17 protein-coding genes, 1 tRNA gene, 3 rRNA genes and 1 other RNA gene are annotated in these 20,367 nt (G+C 44.2%); 10 read left to right on the top strand and 12 right to left on the bottom strand.

Annotated features, from left to right (window positions below; all coding sequences use genetic code 11):
• Positions 1-12: 12 nt before the first annotated feature.
• Complete coding sequence (gene ubiH / locus AACQ79_RS07320) at positions 13-1,194, bottom strand: 2-octaprenyl-6-methoxyphenyl hydroxylase (protein ID WP_170898886.1); 1,182 nt, start codon at positions 1,192-1,194, stop codon at positions 13-15.
• A gap of 12 nt (positions 1,195-1,206) precedes the next feature.
• Positions 1,207-1,782 (bottom strand): YecA/YgfB family protein, encoded by a 576-nt coding sequence (locus tag AACQ79_RS07325; protein ID WP_017046479.1) that lies wholly within the window; start codon positions 1,780-1,782, stop codon positions 1,207-1,209.
• 243 nt (positions 1,783-2,025) lie between these two features.
• Between AACQ79_RS07325 and AACQ79_RS07330 the strand changes: the two genes are divergently transcribed.
• The 5 genes from AACQ79_RS07330 to serA all read left to right on the top strand — a co-directional run bounded on the left by AACQ79_RS07330 (position 2,026) and on the right by serA (position 5,346).
• On the top strand, positions 2,026-2,334 hold the full coding sequence (locus AACQ79_RS07330; RefSeq protein WP_010319818.1) for a cell division protein ZapA: 309 nt from the start codon (positions 2,026-2,028) through the stop codon (positions 2,332-2,334).
• 20 nt (positions 2,335-2,354) lie between these two features.
• A non-coding RNA gene (gene ssrS, locus AACQ79_RS07335) (6S RNA) lies at positions 2,355-2,539 on the top strand.
• Positions 2,540-2,541: 2 nt separating this feature from the next.
• Positions 2,542-3,132, top strand: a complete 591-nt coding sequence (locus tag AACQ79_RS07340) for a 5-formyltetrahydrofolate cyclo-ligase (protein ID WP_170898887.1) — start codon at positions 2,542-2,544, stop codon at positions 3,130-3,132.
• A 64-nt stretch (positions 3,133-3,196) separates the two neighbouring features.
• A complete protein-coding gene (gene rpiA, locus AACQ79_RS07345) occupies positions 3,197-3,853 on the top strand; it encodes a ribose-5-phosphate isomerase RpiA (RefSeq protein WP_010319820.1) in 657 nt (218 codons plus the stop codon).
• 263 nt (positions 3,854-4,116) lie between these two features.
• Positions 4,117-5,346 (top strand): phosphoglycerate dehydrogenase, encoded by a 1,230-nt coding sequence (gene serA, locus AACQ79_RS07350; protein WP_026028313.1) that lies wholly within the window; start codon positions 4,117-4,119, stop codon positions 5,344-5,346.
• A gap of 82 nt (positions 5,347-5,428) precedes the next feature.
• On the opposite strand, the gene ilvN is transcribed toward serA, so the two are convergent.
• The 6 genes from ilvN to AACQ79_RS07380 form a co-directional block, all read right to left on the bottom strand.
• Complete coding sequence (gene ilvN / locus AACQ79_RS07355) at positions 5,429-5,923, bottom strand: acetolactate synthase small subunit (RefSeq protein ID WP_010319822.1); 495 nt, start codon at positions 5,921-5,923, stop codon at positions 5,429-5,431.
• Position 5,924: 1 nt separating this feature from the next.
• Positions 5,925-7,664 (bottom strand): acetolactate synthase 3 large subunit, encoded by a 1,740-nt coding sequence (locus AACQ79_RS07360; protein WP_013856017.1) that lies wholly within the window; start codon positions 7,662-7,664, stop codon positions 5,925-5,927.
• A gap of 431 nt (positions 7,665-8,095) precedes the next feature.
• Complete coding sequence (locus AACQ79_RS07365) at positions 8,096-9,904, bottom strand: AMP-dependent synthetase/ligase (protein ID WP_029189879.1); 1,809 nt, start codon at positions 9,902-9,904, stop codon at positions 8,096-8,098.
• Positions 9,905-10,101: 197 nt separating this feature from the next.
• A complete protein-coding gene (gene leuO, locus AACQ79_RS07370) occupies positions 10,102-11,061 on the bottom strand; it encodes a transcriptional regulator LeuO (RefSeq protein ID WP_026027287.1) in 960 nt (319 codons plus the stop codon).
• A 343-nt stretch (positions 11,062-11,404) separates the two neighbouring features.
• The gene (locus tag AACQ79_RS07375) at positions 11,405-12,451 is read right to left on the bottom strand and encodes an MJ1255/VC2487 family glycosyltransferase (protein ID WP_170898888.1); all 1,047 of its coding nucleotides are present in this window, start codon (positions 12,449-12,451) and stop codon (positions 11,405-11,407) included.
• On the bottom strand, positions 12,448-12,981 hold the full coding sequence (locus tag AACQ79_RS07380; protein ID WP_017048684.1) for a phosphatase PAP2 family protein: 534 nt from the start codon (positions 12,979-12,981) through the stop codon (positions 12,448-12,450). The genes AACQ79_RS07375 and AACQ79_RS07380 overlap by 4 nt, the downstream gene beginning before the upstream one ends.
• 459 nt (positions 12,982-13,440) lie before the next feature.
• On the opposite strand from AACQ79_RS07380, the gene leuA reads away from it, so the two are divergent.
• From leuA to AACQ79_RS07405, 5 genes are all read left to right on the top strand, one after another.
• Positions 13,441-14,988: a 2-isopropylmalate synthase gene (leuA, locus tag AACQ79_RS07385; protein WP_013856011.1), complete on the top strand. Its 1,548-nt coding sequence runs from the start codon at positions 13,441-13,443 to the stop codon at positions 14,986-14,988.
• A 73-nt stretch (positions 14,989-15,061) separates the two neighbouring features.
• Positions 15,062-16,153 (top strand): 3-isopropylmalate dehydrogenase, encoded by a 1,092-nt coding sequence (leuB, locus tag AACQ79_RS07390; protein WP_170898889.1) that lies wholly within the window; start codon positions 15,062-15,064, stop codon positions 16,151-16,153.
• Between the two features lie 59 nt (positions 16,154-16,212).
• Positions 16,213-17,634 (top strand): 3-isopropylmalate dehydratase large subunit, encoded by a 1,422-nt coding sequence (gene leuC / locus AACQ79_RS07395; protein WP_088732862.1) that lies wholly within the window; start codon positions 16,213-16,215, stop codon positions 17,632-17,634.
• A 14-nt stretch (positions 17,635-17,648) separates the two neighbouring features.
• Positions 17,649-18,251 (top strand): 3-isopropylmalate dehydratase small subunit, encoded by a 603-nt coding sequence (gene leuD / locus AACQ79_RS07400; protein ID WP_017048681.1) that lies wholly within the window; start codon positions 17,649-17,651, stop codon positions 18,249-18,251.
• Between the two features lie 112 nt (positions 18,252-18,363).
• On the top strand, positions 18,364-19,149 hold the full coding sequence (locus tag AACQ79_RS07405; protein WP_017048680.1) for a DUF547 domain-containing protein: 786 nt from the start codon (positions 18,364-18,366) through the stop codon (positions 19,147-19,149).
• Between the two features lie 40 nt (positions 19,150-19,189).
• Here AACQ79_RS07405 and rrf (AACQ79_RS07410) read toward each other — a convergent pair.
• From rrf (AACQ79_RS07410) to AACQ79_RS07425, 4 genes are all read right to left on the bottom strand, one after another.
• Positions 19,190-19,305, bottom strand: a 5S ribosomal RNA gene (rrf, locus tag AACQ79_RS07410).
• Between the two features lie 31 nt (positions 19,306-19,336).
• Positions 19,337-19,412 (bottom strand) — tRNA-Thr (locus AACQ79_RS07415).
• Positions 19,413-19,479: 67 nt separating this feature from the next.
• Positions 19,480-19,595 (bottom strand): 5S ribosomal RNA (rrf, locus tag AACQ79_RS07420).
• 87 nt (positions 19,596-19,682) lie between these two features.
• Positions 19,683-20,367, bottom strand: a 23S ribosomal RNA gene (locus AACQ79_RS07425); the annotation flags it as partial.

The following is a 20,367-nucleotide window of genomic DNA, read 5'->3' on the forward strand; positions in this document are numbered from 1 at the left end:
ATACAGACCCTTCTATCTATTCACTACGCCAAGCGTTCGGCGCAGTAGCGGCATTTTCAGCCACGGTAAATTATCCATCATCATGAGGCCTACATTGCGACCAATACGAGTGGTTAGCCAATCATTGGAAAAGAGATGCACCAGGGATGATGTCAGCTTAATGGTGGCATCACGATCCGCTTCTCGGCGTTGGGAAAAAGCCTGTAAGCCGTGATAGCAGCCAACATCGGCTTGCTGCTTGATAAGCTCATCCGCCAAGCTTGCCACATCTCGAATACCTAAGTTAAAACCTTGTCCTGCAATCGGATGCAATGTCTGAGCGGCATTGCCCACAATGGCAAAACGATGTGAAATGTTCTGCTCTCGATAACGCAGTTGTAATGGATAGCAGGCACGAGTGCCCACTTTATTCATTCGCCCTAAACGCCAACCAAACACATCTTGAAGCTGTGCTAAAAAAAACTCATCACTGAGTGAAAAAACTTGCTGGGCTTTCGCGGGAGGTAAACACCAAACTAAAGAGAGTCGATTATCACTCATTGGTAATAACGCGACAGGACCATCGGCGGTAAATCGTTCAAACGCCCGTCCTTGATGAGCTTTTGAGCTCACAACGTTAGCAATAACCGCGACCTGTTCAAAATCATGCTCTTGTTGGATGAGGCCGATTTGCTCGCAGCAGGTCGATATAGCCCCATCAGCTGCGACCAATAACTTAGCTTGGATCGTTCGTTGATCGTTAAGGGTGACAGTGACCTTATCCATACTGCGTTCCACTTGCTGAACCGCGCTTGGGCAAAATAACTCAATATGCGGGCTCTGCTGCATTTTTTGCGCGTAAATCTGCCCAACATCGGCTAATTCAACCACGTAACCTAATGCTTCTAAATCGAGTTGCTGACAAGTGATATCGGTCATCCCAATATGAGACCGATCCGACACATGAATATGTGTAATTGGGGTGGCGACCTCTTGCAGCGACTGCCACAAGGAGAGATTTTGCAAAATTTGTACGCTACCGTAGGATAAAGCAATTGAACGCGAATCAAAGCCGGGATGGGCGAGCTTATCATCCAGCGGATGCGCTTCGACCACAGCAATCGCAAGCTTTCCTTGAGAAAGCGTATCTAAGGCCAACGCCAGTGTTGCACCGGCCATCGCCCCACCAGCGATAATCACATCAAATTGCTTCACAGTCATCTCTCTTTAATGCACGGTCGGCTGAGTTTCTTGTAGAGGTTTGATACCAAATTCAGCATGAATTGTTAACACACAAGCTTTTATATGCTCGATGACGTGTTCCAAAAGTTGAGCTTGCTCATCCAAGTCATCCTCTTCATCGATACCGAGCTTGGCAATTTCTTCTAGATCAGCCAAGGCCTCTTTAGTCTCTGCGGACGCTTTTTTCAAAACAACCCCAATCAAGCCAAGCCCAGAAATAAAGTGATTTACCCAGTCGGCTACGCCATCAGCCAAATCAAATACACTGGCACTCGCCTCTTCATCTGGCAACAGTAGTGACAACTCCATCCCGCTACCAGTGAGCTCTTCGATTGTAAAGGTGAGTACTTGTTCAGCCAATGTCAACGGACGATCTGGCCAACCCATACCTTCGTTAGTGTAATCAAAAATAAGTGGCTGCCAGCTCTTATCATTTAAGCCCAGACCACCGGCCAGCATGCCCGTTAGCAACCCATGCAACTCAGCAGGGTTAACCGCAAGTGCTGCAGATTGAAGGGCAGTGGCAAGAGAAAGATAATCCGGTAGTTTTTTTTCGCTCATGGGAAGCTCGTAATAAAATCAAATAAGCGCGATCCTACCACTTAGCTTCCAATGCGAAAATGCTCAAAGCGTTAATTGTGGGTAGCTTTTACTCAATTTGCCTAATAACTGTGTTTTTAGTCCCTCATTTTTTACTGCTCGCTTTGAAAAGCTTGAATCTTAGGGCCGCTTTACCTATAGTTTCCACCTCGATGGGCATGTGAGTGGCACCATCTTAGACAGCGCGATAAGAGTTCATCCATCATGAGTAATCAAGCGGTAGACGTAGAAATTTTAGGAAAATTGACTCGTGTGAATTGCCCTGCGGGACAAGAGCAGTCTTTAATCCAAGCGGCGCAAGATCTTGATAACCGATTGAAAGAGATGGCAGAGCGTACTAAAGTTACCAATGAGGTAAAGCTACTCACGATTGCTGCGCTCAACATTTGTTATGAATTGCAAACCAAAAACAATGAGAGCCTAGGCCAACAAAATCAATTAACCGAGCGCATGGAACAGCTCGCTGCATCTCTTGAAGATGCCATCAGTAAAGTGAAGCTAGGACAGCAGTAGTCTTTACCAGCGTAACCAAATTTACCCTAGAGTGTTTGTCAGCCGGATTTAAGTCCCTGAGCCGATAAGCAACACCAAAGGGTTAGTACTTGGTAGCTATTGAGCAAGCTCGGCTCGTACCGAGAAGCCTGCGGTTACCATTGCTGATCCGCCTTGAACCAGCTGGTTCAAGGGCCAAAATCCGCAACGGCACTCTGGGGTATCCTTATGCAAAACACTCGACACACACTTCGTCAAGTCATCCGCCAACGGCGTAAACAGCTATCACCTACGCAGCAAAAACACGCTTCAATTGAACTTGTCTCTCGTTTTTCAACACTGCCTGAAGTTTTAACGAGTCAGCACATTGCCCTCTACTTGGCAACCGATGGTGAGCTAGAAACACAACCGCTCATAGCGTGGTTATGGCAACAAGGCAAACAGACCTATCTTCCCGTTTTACACCCCTTCTCGAGTGGGAATTTATTGTTCTTGCGCTATGATGCTCAAACCATAATGAGGCGAAATAAATACGGCATTGCCGAACCCAAGCTCAACCAAACATTGATCAAACCAGTAAATGAGCTAGATATCATCTGCACACCATTGGTGGCCTTTGATCAAACAGGGCAAAGGCTCGGGATGGGCGGCGGCTATTATGATCGTACGTTAGAAGCTTGGTTTAAAACGGGTAAAGGCGCCCTACCCATAGGTTTAGCTCATGATTGCCAACAAGTGACTCATCTGCCGAGCGAAGCATGGGATATACCTTTACCTCAAATAGTGACTCCAAGCCAAATCTGGCAATGGGAATCATAAATTATTGAGGCTATAATCGCCCCGCAACATTACCGTCACTATAAATCGATATCAGGAGATTGGCATGACTCAAGATGAAATGAAAAAAGCCGCCGGCTGGGCCGCACTCAAATATGTAGAAAAAGGCAGCATCGTTGGTGTGGGTACGGGTTCAACGGTGAATCACTTCATTGATGCGCTGGGTTCGATTAAAGATGATATTAAGGGTGCGGTTTCAAGTTCTATCGCCTCAACAGAGAAGCTAAAAGGCCTAGGTATTGAAGTGTTCGACTGCAATGATGTTGATCAACTCGATATTTATGTTGATGGCGCAGATGAAATCAACCCTGCGCGCGATATGATCAAAGGCGGCGGCGCTGCGCTCACTCGAGAAAAAATCGTTGCCGCGATTGCGGATAAATTCATTTGTATCGTTGATGGTACAAAAGCGGTCGATGTTCTAGGTCAATTCCCACTTCCAGTTGAAGTGATCCCAATGGCGCGCTCTTATGTGGCACGTCAACTGGTGAAACTTGGTGGTGATCCAGCCTATCGCCATGGCGTAATAACGGATAACGGTAACGTTATCTTGGATGTGCACGGATTAAAAATTACTGATGCCAAAGCATTAGAAGATAAAATTAATGGGATTGTCGGCGTAGTAACCGTTGGTTTATTCGCTCACCGAGGTGCTGATGTCGTCATCACTGGCACGGAAAATGGTGCCAAAATCGAAGAGTAAGTCACAAAATAAGGCTACTTTCCGTTATTTCATTACAAACGGCACCCATGGGTGCCGTTTTTCTTCGCTATGCCCTAGAAAATCATGCCTTATTTCGTAATTTTCTTACCCAAAACAAAAAAAGTTTGTTACTTTATTGGTCAGAAGACGCACAAGGAAAACGTTTGTCTTCCAACAAAATGGTTAATCTTCCTCTTTACATTAGCCCTTTTGCTTTATGTGCGCCGTGTTTGCCCACCTTCCCATTTTTAAGGACGAGAATAATGGCCAAAGTTTCACTCGAAAAAGACAAAATCAAAATCTTACTCCTCGAAGGGCTACACCCTTCAACGGTTGAAGTACTGCAATCTGCCGGTTACAGCAATATTGAGTATCACAAAGGTTCTCTGGGTGATGAACAACTGCTCGAAGCGGTGAAAGATGCTCACTTCATCGGAATTCGTTCGCGCACCAATTTGACTGAAGCGGTAATCAACGCGGCAGAGAAGTTAGTTGCTATCGGCTGCTTCTGCATTGGCACCAACCAAGTTGACCTGAATGCAGCCGCAAAACGCGGGATTCCTGTCTTTAATGCACCATTTTCGAATACTCGCAGTGTTGCTGAACTCGTTTTAGGCCAAACACTGCTACTACTGCGTGGGATTCCTGAAAAAAATGCATTGGCGCATCGTGGTATTTGGAAAAAAAGTGCTGATAACTCTTATGAGGCTCGCGGTAAACGCTTAGGTATTATTGGCTATGGCCACATTGGCACCCAGCTCGGTATCATTGCCGAAAACCTCGGTATGCAAGTCTATTTCTATGACATAGAAAACAAACTCTCACTCGGTAATGCAACGCAAATACATACCATGAGCGAGCTACTGAATAAATGTGATGTCATTTCTCTGCATGTGCCTGAAACTCCAGATACTAAAAATATGATGGGTAAAGAAGAGTTTGCACGCATGAAGCCTGGCTCTATCTTTATCAACGCAGCACGCGGAACGGTAGTCGACATTCCCGCACTCTGCGATGCATTGGCATCAAACCATCTAGCTGGCGCGGCAATAGATGTATTTCCAGAAGAACCCGCCACAAACTCTGAACCTTTTGAATCCCCACTGATGCATTTTGATAATGTCATTCTGACACCGCACATTGGTGGCTCAACTCAAGAAGCACAAGAAAATATCGGTATTGAAGTAGCCGGTAAGTTGGCAAAATATTCAGATAACGGCTCAACCTTATCAAGCGTGAACTTCCCTGAAGTATCGCTGCCAATTCACCGTGATAGTTCGCGTTTACTGCATATTCACGAAAACCGTCCGGGTATTCTGACACAAATCAACACCATCTTCGCTGAAGAAGGGATCAATATCGCCGCTCAATATTTACAAACGTCAGCGGATATCGGTTATGTAGTGATTGACGTAGAAACCGCTCGCTCTGCGGAAGCTCTTACTAAGCTGAAAAGCATCAGCGGCACCATTCGTGCGCGTATTCTTCACTAAGCACTTCTCCAGTAAAAGCACCAAACGACAAAAAGGCCACATAAAATGTGGCCTTCCTTATTTCGATAGGGAGCTCGGTAAATTAAGCTTTAAGCGCTCGCTCCCCGCGAGCAATACCTACCACGCCACTTCGCGCGACTTCGATTACTTCAGTGACTTCCGACAACGCTTGAATAAAGGCATCGAGTTTTTCGCTGGTTCCAGCAAGTTGCACAGTATATTGCGCCGCAGTGACATCTACGATCTGCCCACGGAAAATATCAGCCGTACGTTTCACTTCGGCGCGCGCAAAGCCGCTGGCTTTGACTTTCACCATCATCAGCTCACGTTCAATGTGTTCACACTCTGACACTTCTTGCACTTTAAGCACATCAATCAACTTATGCAGTTGCTTTTGAATTTGTTCAAGTTGCATTTCATCGGTCTTAGTGGTGATGTTTAAGCGTGACAATGTTGCATCATCGGTTGGCGAAACCGTTAGTGATTCAATGTTATAACCACGTTGAGAAAATAGACCAACAACGCGAGACAAAGCACCCGATTGGTTTTCCATTAATATTGAAATAATGTGTCTCATATTATGTTCTCTCCGTTTTGCTTAACCACATTTTGTCCATCCCTTCGCCTTTAATTTGCATTGGGTAGACGTGCTCCGTTTCATCCACATTAATATCAACAAAAACCAATCGATCTTTCATATCGAGTGCTTTTTTAAGCCCGGCTTCAAGTTCATCAGGCTGTGAGATACGGATGCCAACGTGGCCATAAGCTTCTGCAATTGCTGCAAAATCGGGAACAGAACTCATATAAGAATTAGAGTGACGTCCTTGGTAAATAATATCTTGCCACTGTTTTACCATGCCAAGAAAACGGTTGTTTAAGTTAATAATTTTCACTGGAATATCATATTGCAACGCAGTGGAAAGCTCTTGGATATTCATTTGAATACTGCCATCCCCAGTGACAATCACTACCTCTTCTTCTGGCATGGCAAATTTAACCCCCATTCCAGCGGGTAAACCAAACCCCATGGTGCCCAAACCGCCAGAGTTGATCCAACGACGAGGCTTATTGAATGGATAATAAAGTGCGGCGAACATTTGGTGCTGACCAACATCGGAGGCCACATATGCGTCTCCATTAGTCAGTTTATGTAAAGTTTCAATCACTTGCTGCGGCTTAATGCGTTCGCTGGATTTCTCATAAGCTAGGCATTGGCGGTCGCGCCAGCTTTGGATATCTTGCCACCATAGTTCAAGCGCCTGCGAATCATTACAGCCACCTTGCTCAGAGAGCAATTGCAGCATAGTTTCCAGTACTTGTTCAGCTGATCCCACTATCGGCAGATCGACTGGCACATTTTTAGAGATCGACGAAGGATCAATGTCAATGTGCATGATCTTAGCGTTAGGGCAATATTTTTCTAGATTATTGGTTGTACGGTCATCAAAACGCACGCCAATACCGAAAATCAAATCCGCATTGTGCATCGCCATATTGGCTTCATACATGCCATGCATTCCAAGCATGCCTAACGCATTTTTATGCGTCCCAGGGAAAGCACCAAGCCCCATTAACGTGCTGACTACGGGTAAATTGAGCGTTTCAGCCAGTTGTAAAATGTGCTGATCTGCGCCTGAAATAACAGCGCCACCACCAATGTACAATACGGGTTTTTTGGCTTCTAACAACGCTTTTAGCGCCTTTTTAATTTGCCCTTTATGACCAGAAGTAGTTGGGTTGTATGAGCGCAGTTTGATCGACTCAGGATACGTGTAAGGGAGTTTGATCTGAGGATTCATCACATCTTTAGGCAGATCGATCACGACCGGCCCCGGGCGCCCTGTTGAGGCAATATAAAAGGCTTTCTTAATGGTTTCAGGAATATCTTCAGCTTTTTTTACAAGAAAACTGTGTTTGACGATCGGACGAGAAACCCCAACGATGTCACATTCTTGAAACGCATCGTTACCAATGAGGTTATTTGGCACGTTGCCTGAAATAACAATCATTGGAATTGAGTCCATGTAAGCGGTAGCAATCCCTGTGACGGTATTCGTCGCCCCTGGGCCAGAACAAACAAGTACCACACCCGTTTTTCCGGTTGCTCGAGCATAGCCATCTGCCATGTGCGTGGCCGCTTGCTCGTGGCGAACAAGGACATGTTTAATTTGGTCGGTTTTTGCGTGCAGCGCATCGTAAATATCAAGAACGGAACCACCTGGGTATCCAAATATTTGCTCTACACCTTCTTCGATCAGAGATTGAACCACCATCTCTGCGCCAGATAACATCTGTTGATTGGATTGCGTTGCCATTTTTTCTCCTTACCAGTACCCAACACATGGTCAGTCAATGGGCCTGGTTTTACATAGTTTAGGGCTTATTTGTAGCCTAATTCGAAAACTTTCCACTTTCGGCTATGTCTTGCTTTTGTCATAACAAAAAACAAGGTAACGCAACAACTGTAACTCTTTCTTATCATCGGGTCGAACGCCAAATAGCGCACACTTTGGCAAATGTTTGGTTAAATGGAATTTTATTAGGTAACTATCGTAAAACCGGCATTAAAAACAGCTCAATCCATGAGTAATTAGCAAAAATAAAGCAAAAAATATTACCATGCAGCAATGTAGCGTTATGAGGAAGCGAGGTTTAACTTCCGTCGTAATATAAAAAATCCCCCACGCTTTATCTGAAAAGCAAGTGGAGGATTTTTAAACAATGAAAAAACTATCTTAAGATAATCTTACTCACCTTTAGTCTTTTCTTTGTACATTTCCTCGATTTCATCTTGGTAACGATCACTAATGACTTTTCTACGCAGTTTCTGAGTCGGCGTCAGCTCACCTTTGTCCATTGAAAAAGCCTTAGGTAATAATTTAAACTTTTTCACTTGCTCAAATTTGGCTAGCTCTTTTTGCAAATCATTGACTCGTTTTTCCAGCATCTCAACCACTTGGTTGTTCTTGATAAGATCTAATCTGTCATGATATTTGATGTTGAGCTCCTTGGCGTAAACCTCCAAGCTGTCATAACAAGGTACAATTAAAGCCGATACAAATTTACGTGTGTCAGCAATCACCGCAATCTGTTCAATAAAGTGATCTTTACCAATCGCTCCCTCAATAACTTGTGGCGCAATGTATTTACCACCGGAGGTTTTCATCAGCTCTTTGATACGATCAGTGATGAAGACATTACCTTGCTCATCAATGTGCCCAGCATCTCCTGTTTTGAGAAAACCTTGTTCATCGAATGCTAACGCCGTTTCTTCTGCCATTTTATAGTAGCCGCGCATAACCATTGGTCCGCGAACAAGAATTTCATTGTTGTCACCGATTTTGACCTGAGCTCCTGGCATCGACATGCCTATTGAATCAGGATTAAAACACCGATCATCCCAACAAGAAACCGTTGCAGTGGTTTCCGTCATGCCATAGCCCAACTTCACGTTAATGCCAATGGCATGGAAAAATCGGCCGATGGTTTCATCTAATTTCGCGCCACCGCAAGGCATGAAATTAATCCGCCCACCAAGCAATGCACGCAATTTAGACAACACGATTTTATCCGCTAACGCGTAACTCTTTTTCAGCATGAAGGATGGTTGGCGCTTTTCTTGGTGACAAAGAGCCATCTTAGCCCCCATATTGACCGCCCAAGTAAATAGCACTTTTCGATGCAACGGCGCTTTCGAGACTTTTTCGTGAATAGCGGAGAAAATTTTCTCGTAGAAGCGAGGAACCGCGCACATTACCGTTGGCTTTAGCTCACTCAATGCATCACGTACTTGCATCGTATCCTGCAAATAACAGTTAGTTGCACCGCTGTAAAGAATGTAAAAAGTCCACGCCCGTTCAAACACGTGTGACAATGGTAAAAAACAGAGTGACACATCATCCTTAGAGATATTTAACCGCTCATCATGCCCTTCAAGCTGAGCGCCAATATTACGGTAATCAAGCATCACGCCTTTAGGTTGACCTGTGGTGCCAGAGGTATAGATGAGCGTCAGCAGATCATCCATATTCGCCTGTTCAAGGCGAGACTCTAATTCCGCTTGCTGGCCATCTGTATTTTGTTCAATAAAAGTCTGCCAATGGATGCCATGTTGAAAACTTTTTAGATCAATGCCATCACTCATGGCGACAATTAATTCAAGCTGTTCGCACTCATCAAAAAAATCCAGTGCCGCATCGTATTGTGCCTGTTCACCGACAAAGAGCACTTTGACATCAGCATCTTGAATAATATAACTGGCCTGCGCTGGCGTATTAGTTGGATAAATAGGTACCGTAACGGCTCTTAACTGCAAAGTAGCCAAGTCAGCTATTGTCCACTGCGGCATGTTATTCGAAAAAACCCCGACTTTATCTTGGATTTTTATACCTTGCGTTAAAAGTGCAAGTGACATCGCATCAATACGTTGACCAAATTGCTTCCAGCTGATCCCATGCCACTCTTTCTCTATTTTGTGTTTTAGAGCAATGCACTCGCCACCTTTGACAATCTGTTCACGAATTCTTTTTACGATATGGAAATTTAAATTGGGCATCTTTTTTACCTGTAGCTTACACATGTAAGCTTTTTGAGCGCACAAGTGTACATTTAGAAGCAAAAAAGGCAACTGACGGATGTCAAAGTTATCAATTAATTCTACAGACAAAAAAGCCCTGAATGGATATAACCAATTCAAGGCTCAAAGAGGCGTATCACTAAGTTTAGATCACCGTACAAACTAACGGGTAAACGTTAGTTTAATGCAACAACTTCGCCGCAAATCATCATTAACTGATCACGCAGCCAAATATGGCCTTTGTCTTTTTCACTAGACTCATGCCAACTGAGATAACCACTGATTTGACCATTTGCAAATGGGAAATCGAGGATTTGTAACTGATCTCGGTTAGCCGCATTCTCAACCATCCAACGAGGTGCAATCGTCACCAACTCAGATTGTCCGACCACATAAAGCACGTTGCTCAAACTGGTCCCTTCATAATAAGGAACACAGTCTAATTCGCGGTATGCTTGCTCAGAAAAGCTACGTTGCCCATGGATGCGAGATAACTTCGCATGCTTTTCAGCTGTTAGGCTATCAGCGTTAACAGAGCCATTGATGCGAGGATGAGACTTAGATGCCACCACCACTAATTCATCTTGGAAAATTTCCGTACTGGAGAACCCTTGTTCATCAAAACGCGCGTAATCAATCACAAAATCGATCTCTTGGTAACGCATACGCTCGGCTAACAAACGGTTAAATTCCGCATCAAGATGAAGTTGGACCAAAGGCGCTTGTTCATGAACTGATGACATAATTTTCGGCGCGAAACGCATATCACAAGGACTGCAAATCGCTAATTTAAATAAGCGGGTTGATGTTTCAGGAGAAAACACCGAACTTGGCAGTTCATTACGGATTAATTGCAGTGCTTGACGCATCGGACCGAACAGTTGACGTGCACGTTGAGTAGGTTGAATACCTCGCCCTTGTCGCATAAACAGTTCATCATTAAACATTACCTTCAAACGCGCTACAGCATTGCTGACTGCTGGCTGAGACATACCCAAATTATGAGCGGCACGGGTAATATTTTGCTCTTGCATTACTGCATCAAAAACCGTCAGCAGGTTTAAATCTACACCACGTAATGTGCTTTCCATGCGGTAACTAGCAATAGCGCTCATTGCATCTTTTTTATCTAACATTTTTGGGACGCCTCTTGTTGTTATCGTCAATACCGTAAAAGTGATTTTTTAGAATAGATAACCTGCCATTTATTATATTTACCCAGACACAACTGGGTGGAGGCTACTATCTGCTAAGCATTTATCGATTGGCAACAAGATTGATAAAATATCAGTTTTTTTTATCCAAACAAAAAGATTGTCCTTATTTATCAGTACGATGTATTTTTATAAAAAACCATAAAACAGAAAAATTTATGCATTTTATTCAAAACATTGAATCAAGTGATGAATAACAAGCCTTCACCTTGATACATTCACCAAATAAATTAATTACGTCAAAATTCAAAGCATTTCGTCAATATTAGCTAAATGACACATAACTAGGGAAATCAACCTGTCGCCATAAAGACTGGCTCAGCTCTTTATGATTATCCCATTTGCCATTTTGTACCCATTCAACCAAGGCTTTCGCTACATTAGGATAGACAACGCGCTCGACCTGTTTTTCATCCAACCAACGGCGTAACTCCGACGGGTCCAAAAAATCCATAGATGCAGCAAGCCCGAGATTCTCAAGAGTGGCAACGTTACTTTGCTGCTCAAATTGACCCGATAGTGGCTTAAGTAGCAGCTTTTTACCCAATGAAAGTGCTTCTGATGGTAATTCAAAGCCACCATTAGCAATCACGCCATCGCAGCAATGCAAGTGATATTGAAAATGGGTATGACATAAGGGACGCAGCTCAACATTTTCAACGGATTGCGCTTCCATTAAGGAAGGGTGATAACAAATAAATGCTTGATTTGAAAAACGAAAAAGCAACTCAAGAATATCATCAACATGCTCAAATGGAAGATAGACCAAAATGAAATGCTCGTTAGACGTATGCTGCTCTGAACGATAGATAATCGGAGGAAGGATCGGTTGATCAAAATGATACCAATGTAAACCGACGTGGTAGTTGGCAGGCGCAAACTGTTGAATAATCTGTTTATCCAGCCAACTTGCCCCTTTCAAAGGCACATTATAACGAAATGCATTTTGATGACTTATCCCAATACACGGAATACCTTGCTGTTTAGCCGCCCATGCCGATACTGGTTCAAAGTCATTAATGACCAGATCATACGGAGACAAATCGAGGTTTTTTGTCTCACTCACGAAAGTCAGCAAATTATTATTCAGCGCCGTTTTAACGTAATTTACGTGTCCCTGTTCAGTTTCAAAAGTAAAACCGCGCCGAGTTTGGTAATCACCGAAACTTTCCATCGAAAAGTATTTCTCTTTTTCACGTCCAGAAAAGAGAAATTGCACATCAATTTTGGCTTCTTTCAACGCTTCACTCATCACTCGTGAACGAGCAATATGGCCATTTCCGGTGCCTTGGACACCATACAGAATTTTCAAAAGCCTCTCTCCACCAACCACAAAGCAAATCTTGCGCTGCTTACACCAAGCAGCGCGCCAATCACGATATCCGTCAAGAAGTGAACCCCAAGTAGGATGCGAGATACGCCAATTAAGCCAGCCCAAACCAAGACAAAAGCATCGCTATGAGGATAGAAGTGGCCAATTAATGTCGCCATAACAAACCCTGCAGCCGTATGACCAGAGGGCAAACTGTAGCGATCCGAAGGGGTAATAAAGGCAATGAATGAAGGAGAAAACTCTTCAGGGCGACGACGCTGAAAGCTATTTTTCAATCCCCAATAAATAGGGAGTTCAATCGCGAAAGCGGCCAGTCCAGCCATTAAGAATAGGTGGCCATTAAGCGGGTCTAAATACCAAGCTAAAGCACCAATCAACGCGTACAAATGCCCATCCCCAGTATGGGAAATAGCTTTGCTGATCTGCGCTACAGGCTGATTAAAACGATGCTGTAAACAAAATAGCGAAAACGCTACGTCAAACTTAACAATTTGTCCGATGGCACGCATGAGCGACTCCTGTCATTCCATAAACCTCTTACGCTCTAAACGTAGAAGTTTAAAATGACAAATACGTGACTGTTTGTTGGAGAATGAATGAATTTAACCGATGACAAACGTTCTTGCGTGAAAACATTCCGTGCTACAAAAAGTGATCCTCTCTACCAATTCTGCTCATTTTTACCGCTTTTGACTAAAACTGATCCGATATGAATAAAAAAACAACTTAATGGTTGACGAGTTAAGTCGAGTACGGTACTAATTTGTTAACTTAATCTTGTGGAATGTTACGAATGACTATCCGTTTTTCTATCCTGCTGGGCCTGCTCCTTATCGTGAACCATTCGCGCGGGTAGGTTGTGGAAGAAAAACACCACACAAGATGACAAGAGCCCGCACTGAGATGCGGGTTTTTTTATAACTATATTTGGGAAGTAAACGATTAACCATCGGTGCAAGGGAGCAAACATGAATAATCAAGTCATTATATTCGACACCACATTACGTGATGGCGAACAAGCTTTGTCAGCAAGCTTAACCGTTAAAGAAAAACTGCAGATTGCTTACGCATTAGAGCGCCTTGGTGTTGATGTTATTGAAGCAGGTTTTCCAGTTTCCTCCCCAGGTGATTTTGAATCGGTCAAAACGATTGCCAAACACATTAAAAACAGCCGCGTCTGCGCGCTTTCTCGCGCGGTAGCAAAAGATATTGATGCAGCAGCCGAAGCTCTGAAAGTCGCCGATGCTTTTCGTATCCATACGTTTATTTCAACCTCAACCATTCATGTGCAAGATAAATTGCGCCGCAGTTATGATGATGTGCTCGAGATGGCAGTCAGTGCGGTGAAACACGCCCGTAACTACACCGATGACGTCGAATTTTCCTGTGAAGATGCGGGCCGAACGCCCATTGATAATCTCTGTAGAATGGTCGAAGCCGCAATTAATGCCGGAGCTAAGACCATCAATATTCCAGACACGGTCGGTTATACTGTTCCTAGCGAATTTGGTGGCATTATTCAGATGCTGTTTGAGCGAGTCCCTAACATAGATAAAGCCATTATTTCCGTTCATTGCCACGATGACTTGGGAATGTCAGTCGCAAACTCGATTGCCGCTGTACAGGCTGGCGCAAGGCAAATAGAAGGCACCATCAACGGTATTGGTGAGCGCGCTGGTAACTGTTCACTGGAAGAGATCGCGATGATCATCAAAACTCGTCAAGAATTCCTCGGCGTACATACTGGTTTAAAGCATGATGAGATCCACCGCACCAGTAAGTTGGTTAGCCAACTGTGCAATATGCCGATTCAAAGTAACAAAGCGATTGTCGGTGCCAACGCATTTAGCCACTCGTCAGGCATTCATCAAGATGGCATGTTGAAAAACAAAAACACTTACGAAATCATGACTCCAGAGTCAATTGGCCTAAAAAACCAAGCGCTGAACTTAACGAGCCGCAGTGGCCGCGCCGCAGTAAAAAGCCATATGGATAGCATGGGTTACAATGAAAACGAATACAACCTCAATGCCTTGTATGAAGATTTCTTAAAATTGGCAGATCGTAAAGGCCAAGTGTTTGACTATGACTTAGAAGCGTTGATGCACTTTTCAAATCTGCGTGATGAAGACGATTTCTACAAATTGAACTATTTGAGTGTTCAATCAGGCAGTGTTATGGCGACCACCAGTATTAAATTGCTTTGTGGTGATGAAGAAAAATGTGAAGCTGCCGTTGGTAATGGCCCTGTCGATGCGCTTTACCAATGTATTTACCGTCTAACTGGCTATGAGATCGTATTGGATAAATTTGACCTTACCGCCAAGGGCGAAGGTGAAGATGGACTCGGGCAAGCCGATATTATTGCCAACTACAAAGGGCGAAAATATCACGGTACAGGCGTCTCTACGGATATTGTCGAAGCATCAGGACAAGCCTTATTGCACGTGATCAATAGCATTCATCGTGCCGATCAAATTGCAGAAATTAAACAAAAGAAAGTGGCAACCGTTTAACGTACCTAGATTAGAGCTTTCAATCTTTAGAGCTCACTGGGGCAAGCAAATATAAAAATAGTAAAGGACTAACATGACAGACAAAACATACAAAATTGCCGTTCTTGCAGGTGATGGTATCGGCCCAGAAGTAATGCAACAAGCACACAAGGTATTGGATGCGATTGAAAAAAAGCATGCTATCCGGTTTGCCAGAGAAGAATATGATGTCGGCGGGATTGCGATTGATAACCACGGTTGCCCGCTACCTGAAAGCACCATTAAAGGATGTGAAGAAGCAGACGCCGTATTGTTTGGTTCCGTAGGAGGCCCTAAATGGGAGCACTTACCACCCAACGACCAACCAGAACGCGGCGCTCTCCTACCGCTTCGCAAACATTTTCAACTGTTTTGTAACTTGCGTCCTGCTCAAATTCACTCAGGCTTAGAAAGCTTTTCTCCTTTACGATCCGATATCTCCGATCGTGGCTTCGATATTGTGGTTGTTCGGGAATTGACTGGTGGTATTTATTTTGGCCAACCCAAAGGACGAGAAGGCGAAGGGGCAAATGAAAAAGCATTTGATACCGAAGTTTACCACCGCTACGAAATCGAACGCATTGCAAAAATAGCGTTTGAGTCCGCACAATTACGTCGTAAAAAAGTATGCTCCGTCGATAAAGCGAACGTATTACAAAGCTCTATCTTATGGCGTGAGGTCGTGGAAGAGATCGCAAAAGATTATCCGGACGTCGAGCTTTCACACATTTATATCGATAATGCCACTATGCAGCTCATTAAAGATCCCTCTCAATTTGATGTCATGCTGTGCTCTAATATTTTTGGTGACATCATTTCCGATGAATGCGCCATGATCACAGGCTCAATGGGCATGCTACCTTCCGCTAGCCTTAATGAAAGCAATTTCGGTCTCTATGAGCCAGCAGGTGGCTCTGCACCTGATATCGCAGGAAAGAACATTGCTAACCCAGTTGCACAAATTCTTTCCGCCGCTTTAATGCTACGTTATAGCTTGGGCGAAGAAAGTGCCGCTCAAGCTATCGAAAATGCCGTATCAAAGGCGCTTACCGCAGGCGAACTCACCGCAGATCTTGCCAGTGGTAAATCGGCACTTTCAACCTCTGAAATGGGCGATAAAATTGCCAGCTATATTTTAAACTCATAATTAGTAGGACTAGGCTCGCCTAGTCCTTTATAAAGCTCAAAGAGCTCAAGGAAGAAGCAATGTCGCAAGCAAAAACCTTATACGAAAAAATTTATGATGCCCACATTGCGGTATCAGCTGAAGGGGAAACCCCCATCCTTTATATCGATCGTCATCTCGTTCATGAAGTGACATCACCGCAAGCATTTGATGGTTTACGCGAAAAGGGACGTAAAGTTCGTCAGACGAGTAAAACATTCGCTACCATGGACCATAACGTTTCAACCACCACAAAAGACATTAATGCCTCGGGTGAGATGGCTCGAATCCAAATGGAAACATTGTCCAAGAACTGTGCTGAGTTTGGCGTAACACTCTACGACTTAAATCATAAATACCAAGGCATCGTTCATGTCATGGGGCCAGAATTAGGTATTACTCTTCCCGGTATGACCATTGTCTGCGGTGACTCACACACAGCAACACATGGCGCATTTGGCTCGTTAGCGTTTGGCATCGGTACATCAGAAGTTGAGCACGTACTTGCAACCCAAACATTGAAACAAGCTCGCGCGAAAACGATGAAAATTGAGGTGACAGGCAAAGTCGCTCCAGGCATCACCGCTAAAGATATCGTGCTAGCCATTATAGGTAAAACAACGGCGGCCGGTGGTACAGGCTATGTCGTTGAATTTTGTGGTGAAGCGATTACCGATCTTTCAATGGAAGGTCGTATGACGGTGTGCAATATGGCGATTGAGCTTGGGGCAAAAGCCGGTCTTATCGCCCCTGATCAGACTACGTTTGACTACATTAAAGGTCGCAAATTTTCTCCTCAAGGAAGCGATTTAGAAGCCGCCATTGAGTACTGGGCAACGCTAAAAACCGATGATAATGCCAAATTCGATGCAGTCGTTACCCTAAATGCCGCGGACATCAAACCACAAGTAACGTGGGGCACAAACCCAGGGCAAGTAATTGCTGTCGACGAAACTATTCCATCTCCTGATAGCTTTAGTGATCCTGTCGAAAAAGCATCAGCAGAAAAAGCACTGGCGTATATGGGACTGGAAGCAGGTAAATCCTTGTCAGACTATAAAGTGGATAAAGTCTTTGTCGGTTCTTGCACAAACTCTCGCATTGAAGATATGCGAGCAGCAGCTCAAGTCGCGAAAGGTAAAAAAGTCGCACCACATGTTCAAGCATTGATTGTTCCAGGTTCAGAGCAAGTTAAGGCGCAAGCGGAAGCGGAAGGCTTGGATAAAATATTTATTGAAGCGGGTTTTGAATGGCGCTTGCCGGGCTGTTCAATGTGCTTGGCTATGAACAATGACAGGCTCGGTGCAGGTGAGCGTTGTGCATCAACATCCAACCGCAATTTTGAAGGCCGCCAAGGTCGAGATGGACGTACACATTTAGTCAGTCCTGCAATGGCCGCCGCCGCCGCCATCGCTGGACACTTTGTCGATATCCGTAATATTCATTCTTCAACACTCAACTAAACAGGGGATCACCAATGTCAGGTTTTAAACAGCACACAGGTTTGGTCGTTCCTCTTGATGCAGCGAACGTCGATACAGATGCCATTATCCCTAAGCAATTTTTACAGAAAGTAAATCGCACTGGTTTTGGCAAACACCTTTTTCATGATTGGCGTTTTCTAGATGATGCAGGTCAACAACCTAATCCAAATTTTGTCATGAATAAACCTCGCTATGAAGGAGCGAGCATTCTACTTGCTCGTGAAAACTTTGGGTGTGGTTCTTCACGAGAACATGCCCCTTGGGCTTTAGCGGATTACGGTATCAAAGCCATGATTGCACCCAGTTTTGCGGATATTTTTTATGGTAACTCAATCAATAACCAAATGGTTCCAGTCCGCCTTACAGAGCAAGAAGTTGATGAAATATTCCAATTTGTTCAAGGAAATGAAGGTGCTCAACTAACTGTAGATCTTGAACGAATGGAAGTTAAAGCCAATGGAAAAACATACTCATTTGAAATTGATGAATTTCGTCGCCATTGCTTACTTAATGGATTAGACAATATCGGTTTGACGCTACAGCACGAAGATAAAATCGCTGATTATGAAACAAAAATTCCTAGCTTTTTGAAATAGCGAGTGTCGATTTAATTTCCAGAGGTTGGTGTAGATGCATCAACCTTTTCTTTTATCTGAAATTTATCAATCCCTACCTAGGTCATATAACCTATGAGATGAGAGGTAAACGATGAAATATCTATTAACGCTATGTTTGACACTTGGGTCAACGAATGTATTTTCTGCTCCTAAATCACAACTATGGGATTATTGGAACTCTAGCAATGAAGAAAATACACAAGCCATTTCACATCAAATTTGGCAGACAACACTTGATACTTATCTAATCCAAGAAAATCACAACAACCTCTTCGATTATCAAAGGGTCAACTCAAAAGATAAAGAGCAATTAGAGCTCTATATTTCACGATTATCAGCCCTTGATCCAAGAGAGTATGCAAAGCTGGAACAATATGCTTACTGGATCAACTTATATAATGCCTTAACAGTTAACTTAATCGTCGATCATTACCCAATACCATCCATCACTAAACTGGGAGGATTTTTCTCATTTGGCCCTTGGGAACAAAAGATCATTACCATCAATCAAAAAGAGCTGACTCTCAATGATATTGAACATCGAATTTTAAGACCTATTTGGAAAGATCCTCGAACCCATTATGCGGTCAACTGCGCAAGTCTTGGCTGCCCAAACTTACAAAAGCAGGCTTTCACAGCAGAAAATACTGAATTATTACTGGAGAAATCAGCCACTGAGTTTATCAATAGCGAAAAAGGAGTAAAGGTCACCAATGATAAATGGGTTCTGTCTTCTATTTATGACTGGTTTGCTGAAGATTTTGGAACGAAACAGCAATTATTTGAGCACTTAGTGCAGTATAACAAGGCACTAAAAAGCGAGAAAAAGAGTATCAGCTATCACTATGATTGGACATTGAATGATACGAATAGATAGAAAAAAACCTCAGCATTTCTGCTGAGGTTTCGTAATTCAAACCTGGCGATGTCCTACTCTCACATGGGGAGACCCCACACTACCATCGGCGCTGTTGTGTTTCACTTCTGAGTTCGGCATGGGTTCAGGTGGGTCCACAACGCTATGGTCGCCAAGCAAATTCTTTTAGCTTACAGAGCTATAAAACTGGTGCTGATACCCAGAATCGAACTGGGGACCTCATCCTTACCAAGGATGCGCTCTACCGACTGAGCCATATCAGCACACTGTATCTTGTGTCACAAGTGACTAAAAAGCCCGCTCTTACAAACGGGCTCTTATAAATTCAAAGCCTGGCGATGTCCTACTCTCACATGGGGAGACCCCACACTACCATCGGCGCTGTTGTGTTTCACTTCTGAGTTCGGCATGGAGTCAGGTGGGTCCACAACGCTATGGTCGCCAAGCAAATTTCTTAATTCGGAAAGCTGTTTCGTTCTCATTCACACATTCAATGTTCTTCAATTGAGCCCACAAAACCCCTTCGGTGTTGTATGGTTAAGCCTCACGGGCAATTAGTATTGGTTAGCTCAACGCCTCGCAGCGCTTACACACCCAACCTATCAACGTTCTAGTCTCGAACAACCCTTTAGGACACTTAAAGTGCCAGGGAAGACTCATCTCAGGGCTCGCTTCGCGCTTAGATGCTTTCAGCGCTTATCAATTCCGAACTTAGCTACCGGGCAATGCCATTGGCATGACAACCCGAACACCAGCGGTTCGTCCACTCCGGTCCTCTCGTACTAGGAGCAGCCCCCTTCAATCTTCCAACGCCCACGGCAGATAGGGACCGAACTGTCTCACGACGTTCTAAACCCAGCTCGCGTACCACTTTAAATGGCGAACAGCCATACCCTTGGGACCGACTTCAGCCCCAGGATGTGATGAGCCGACATCGAGGTGCCAAACACCGCCGTCGATATGAACTCTTGGGCGGTATCAGCCTGTTATCCCCGGAGTACCTTTTATCCGTTGAGCGATGGCCCTTCCATTCAGAACCACCGGATCACTATGACCTACTTTCGTACCTGCTCGAACCGTCATTCTCGCAGTTAAGCGGGCTTATGCCATTGCACTAACCTCACGATGTCCAACCGTGATTAGCCCACCTTCGTGCTCCTCCGTTACTCTTTGGGAGGAGACCGCCCCAGTCAAACTACCCACCAGGCACTGTCCGCA

The organism is Vibrio sp. 3-2(1) (genome assembly GCF_963887575.1).
GTDB lineage: Bacteria > Pseudomonadota > Gammaproteobacteria > Enterobacterales > Vibrionaceae > Vibrio > Vibrio anguillarum.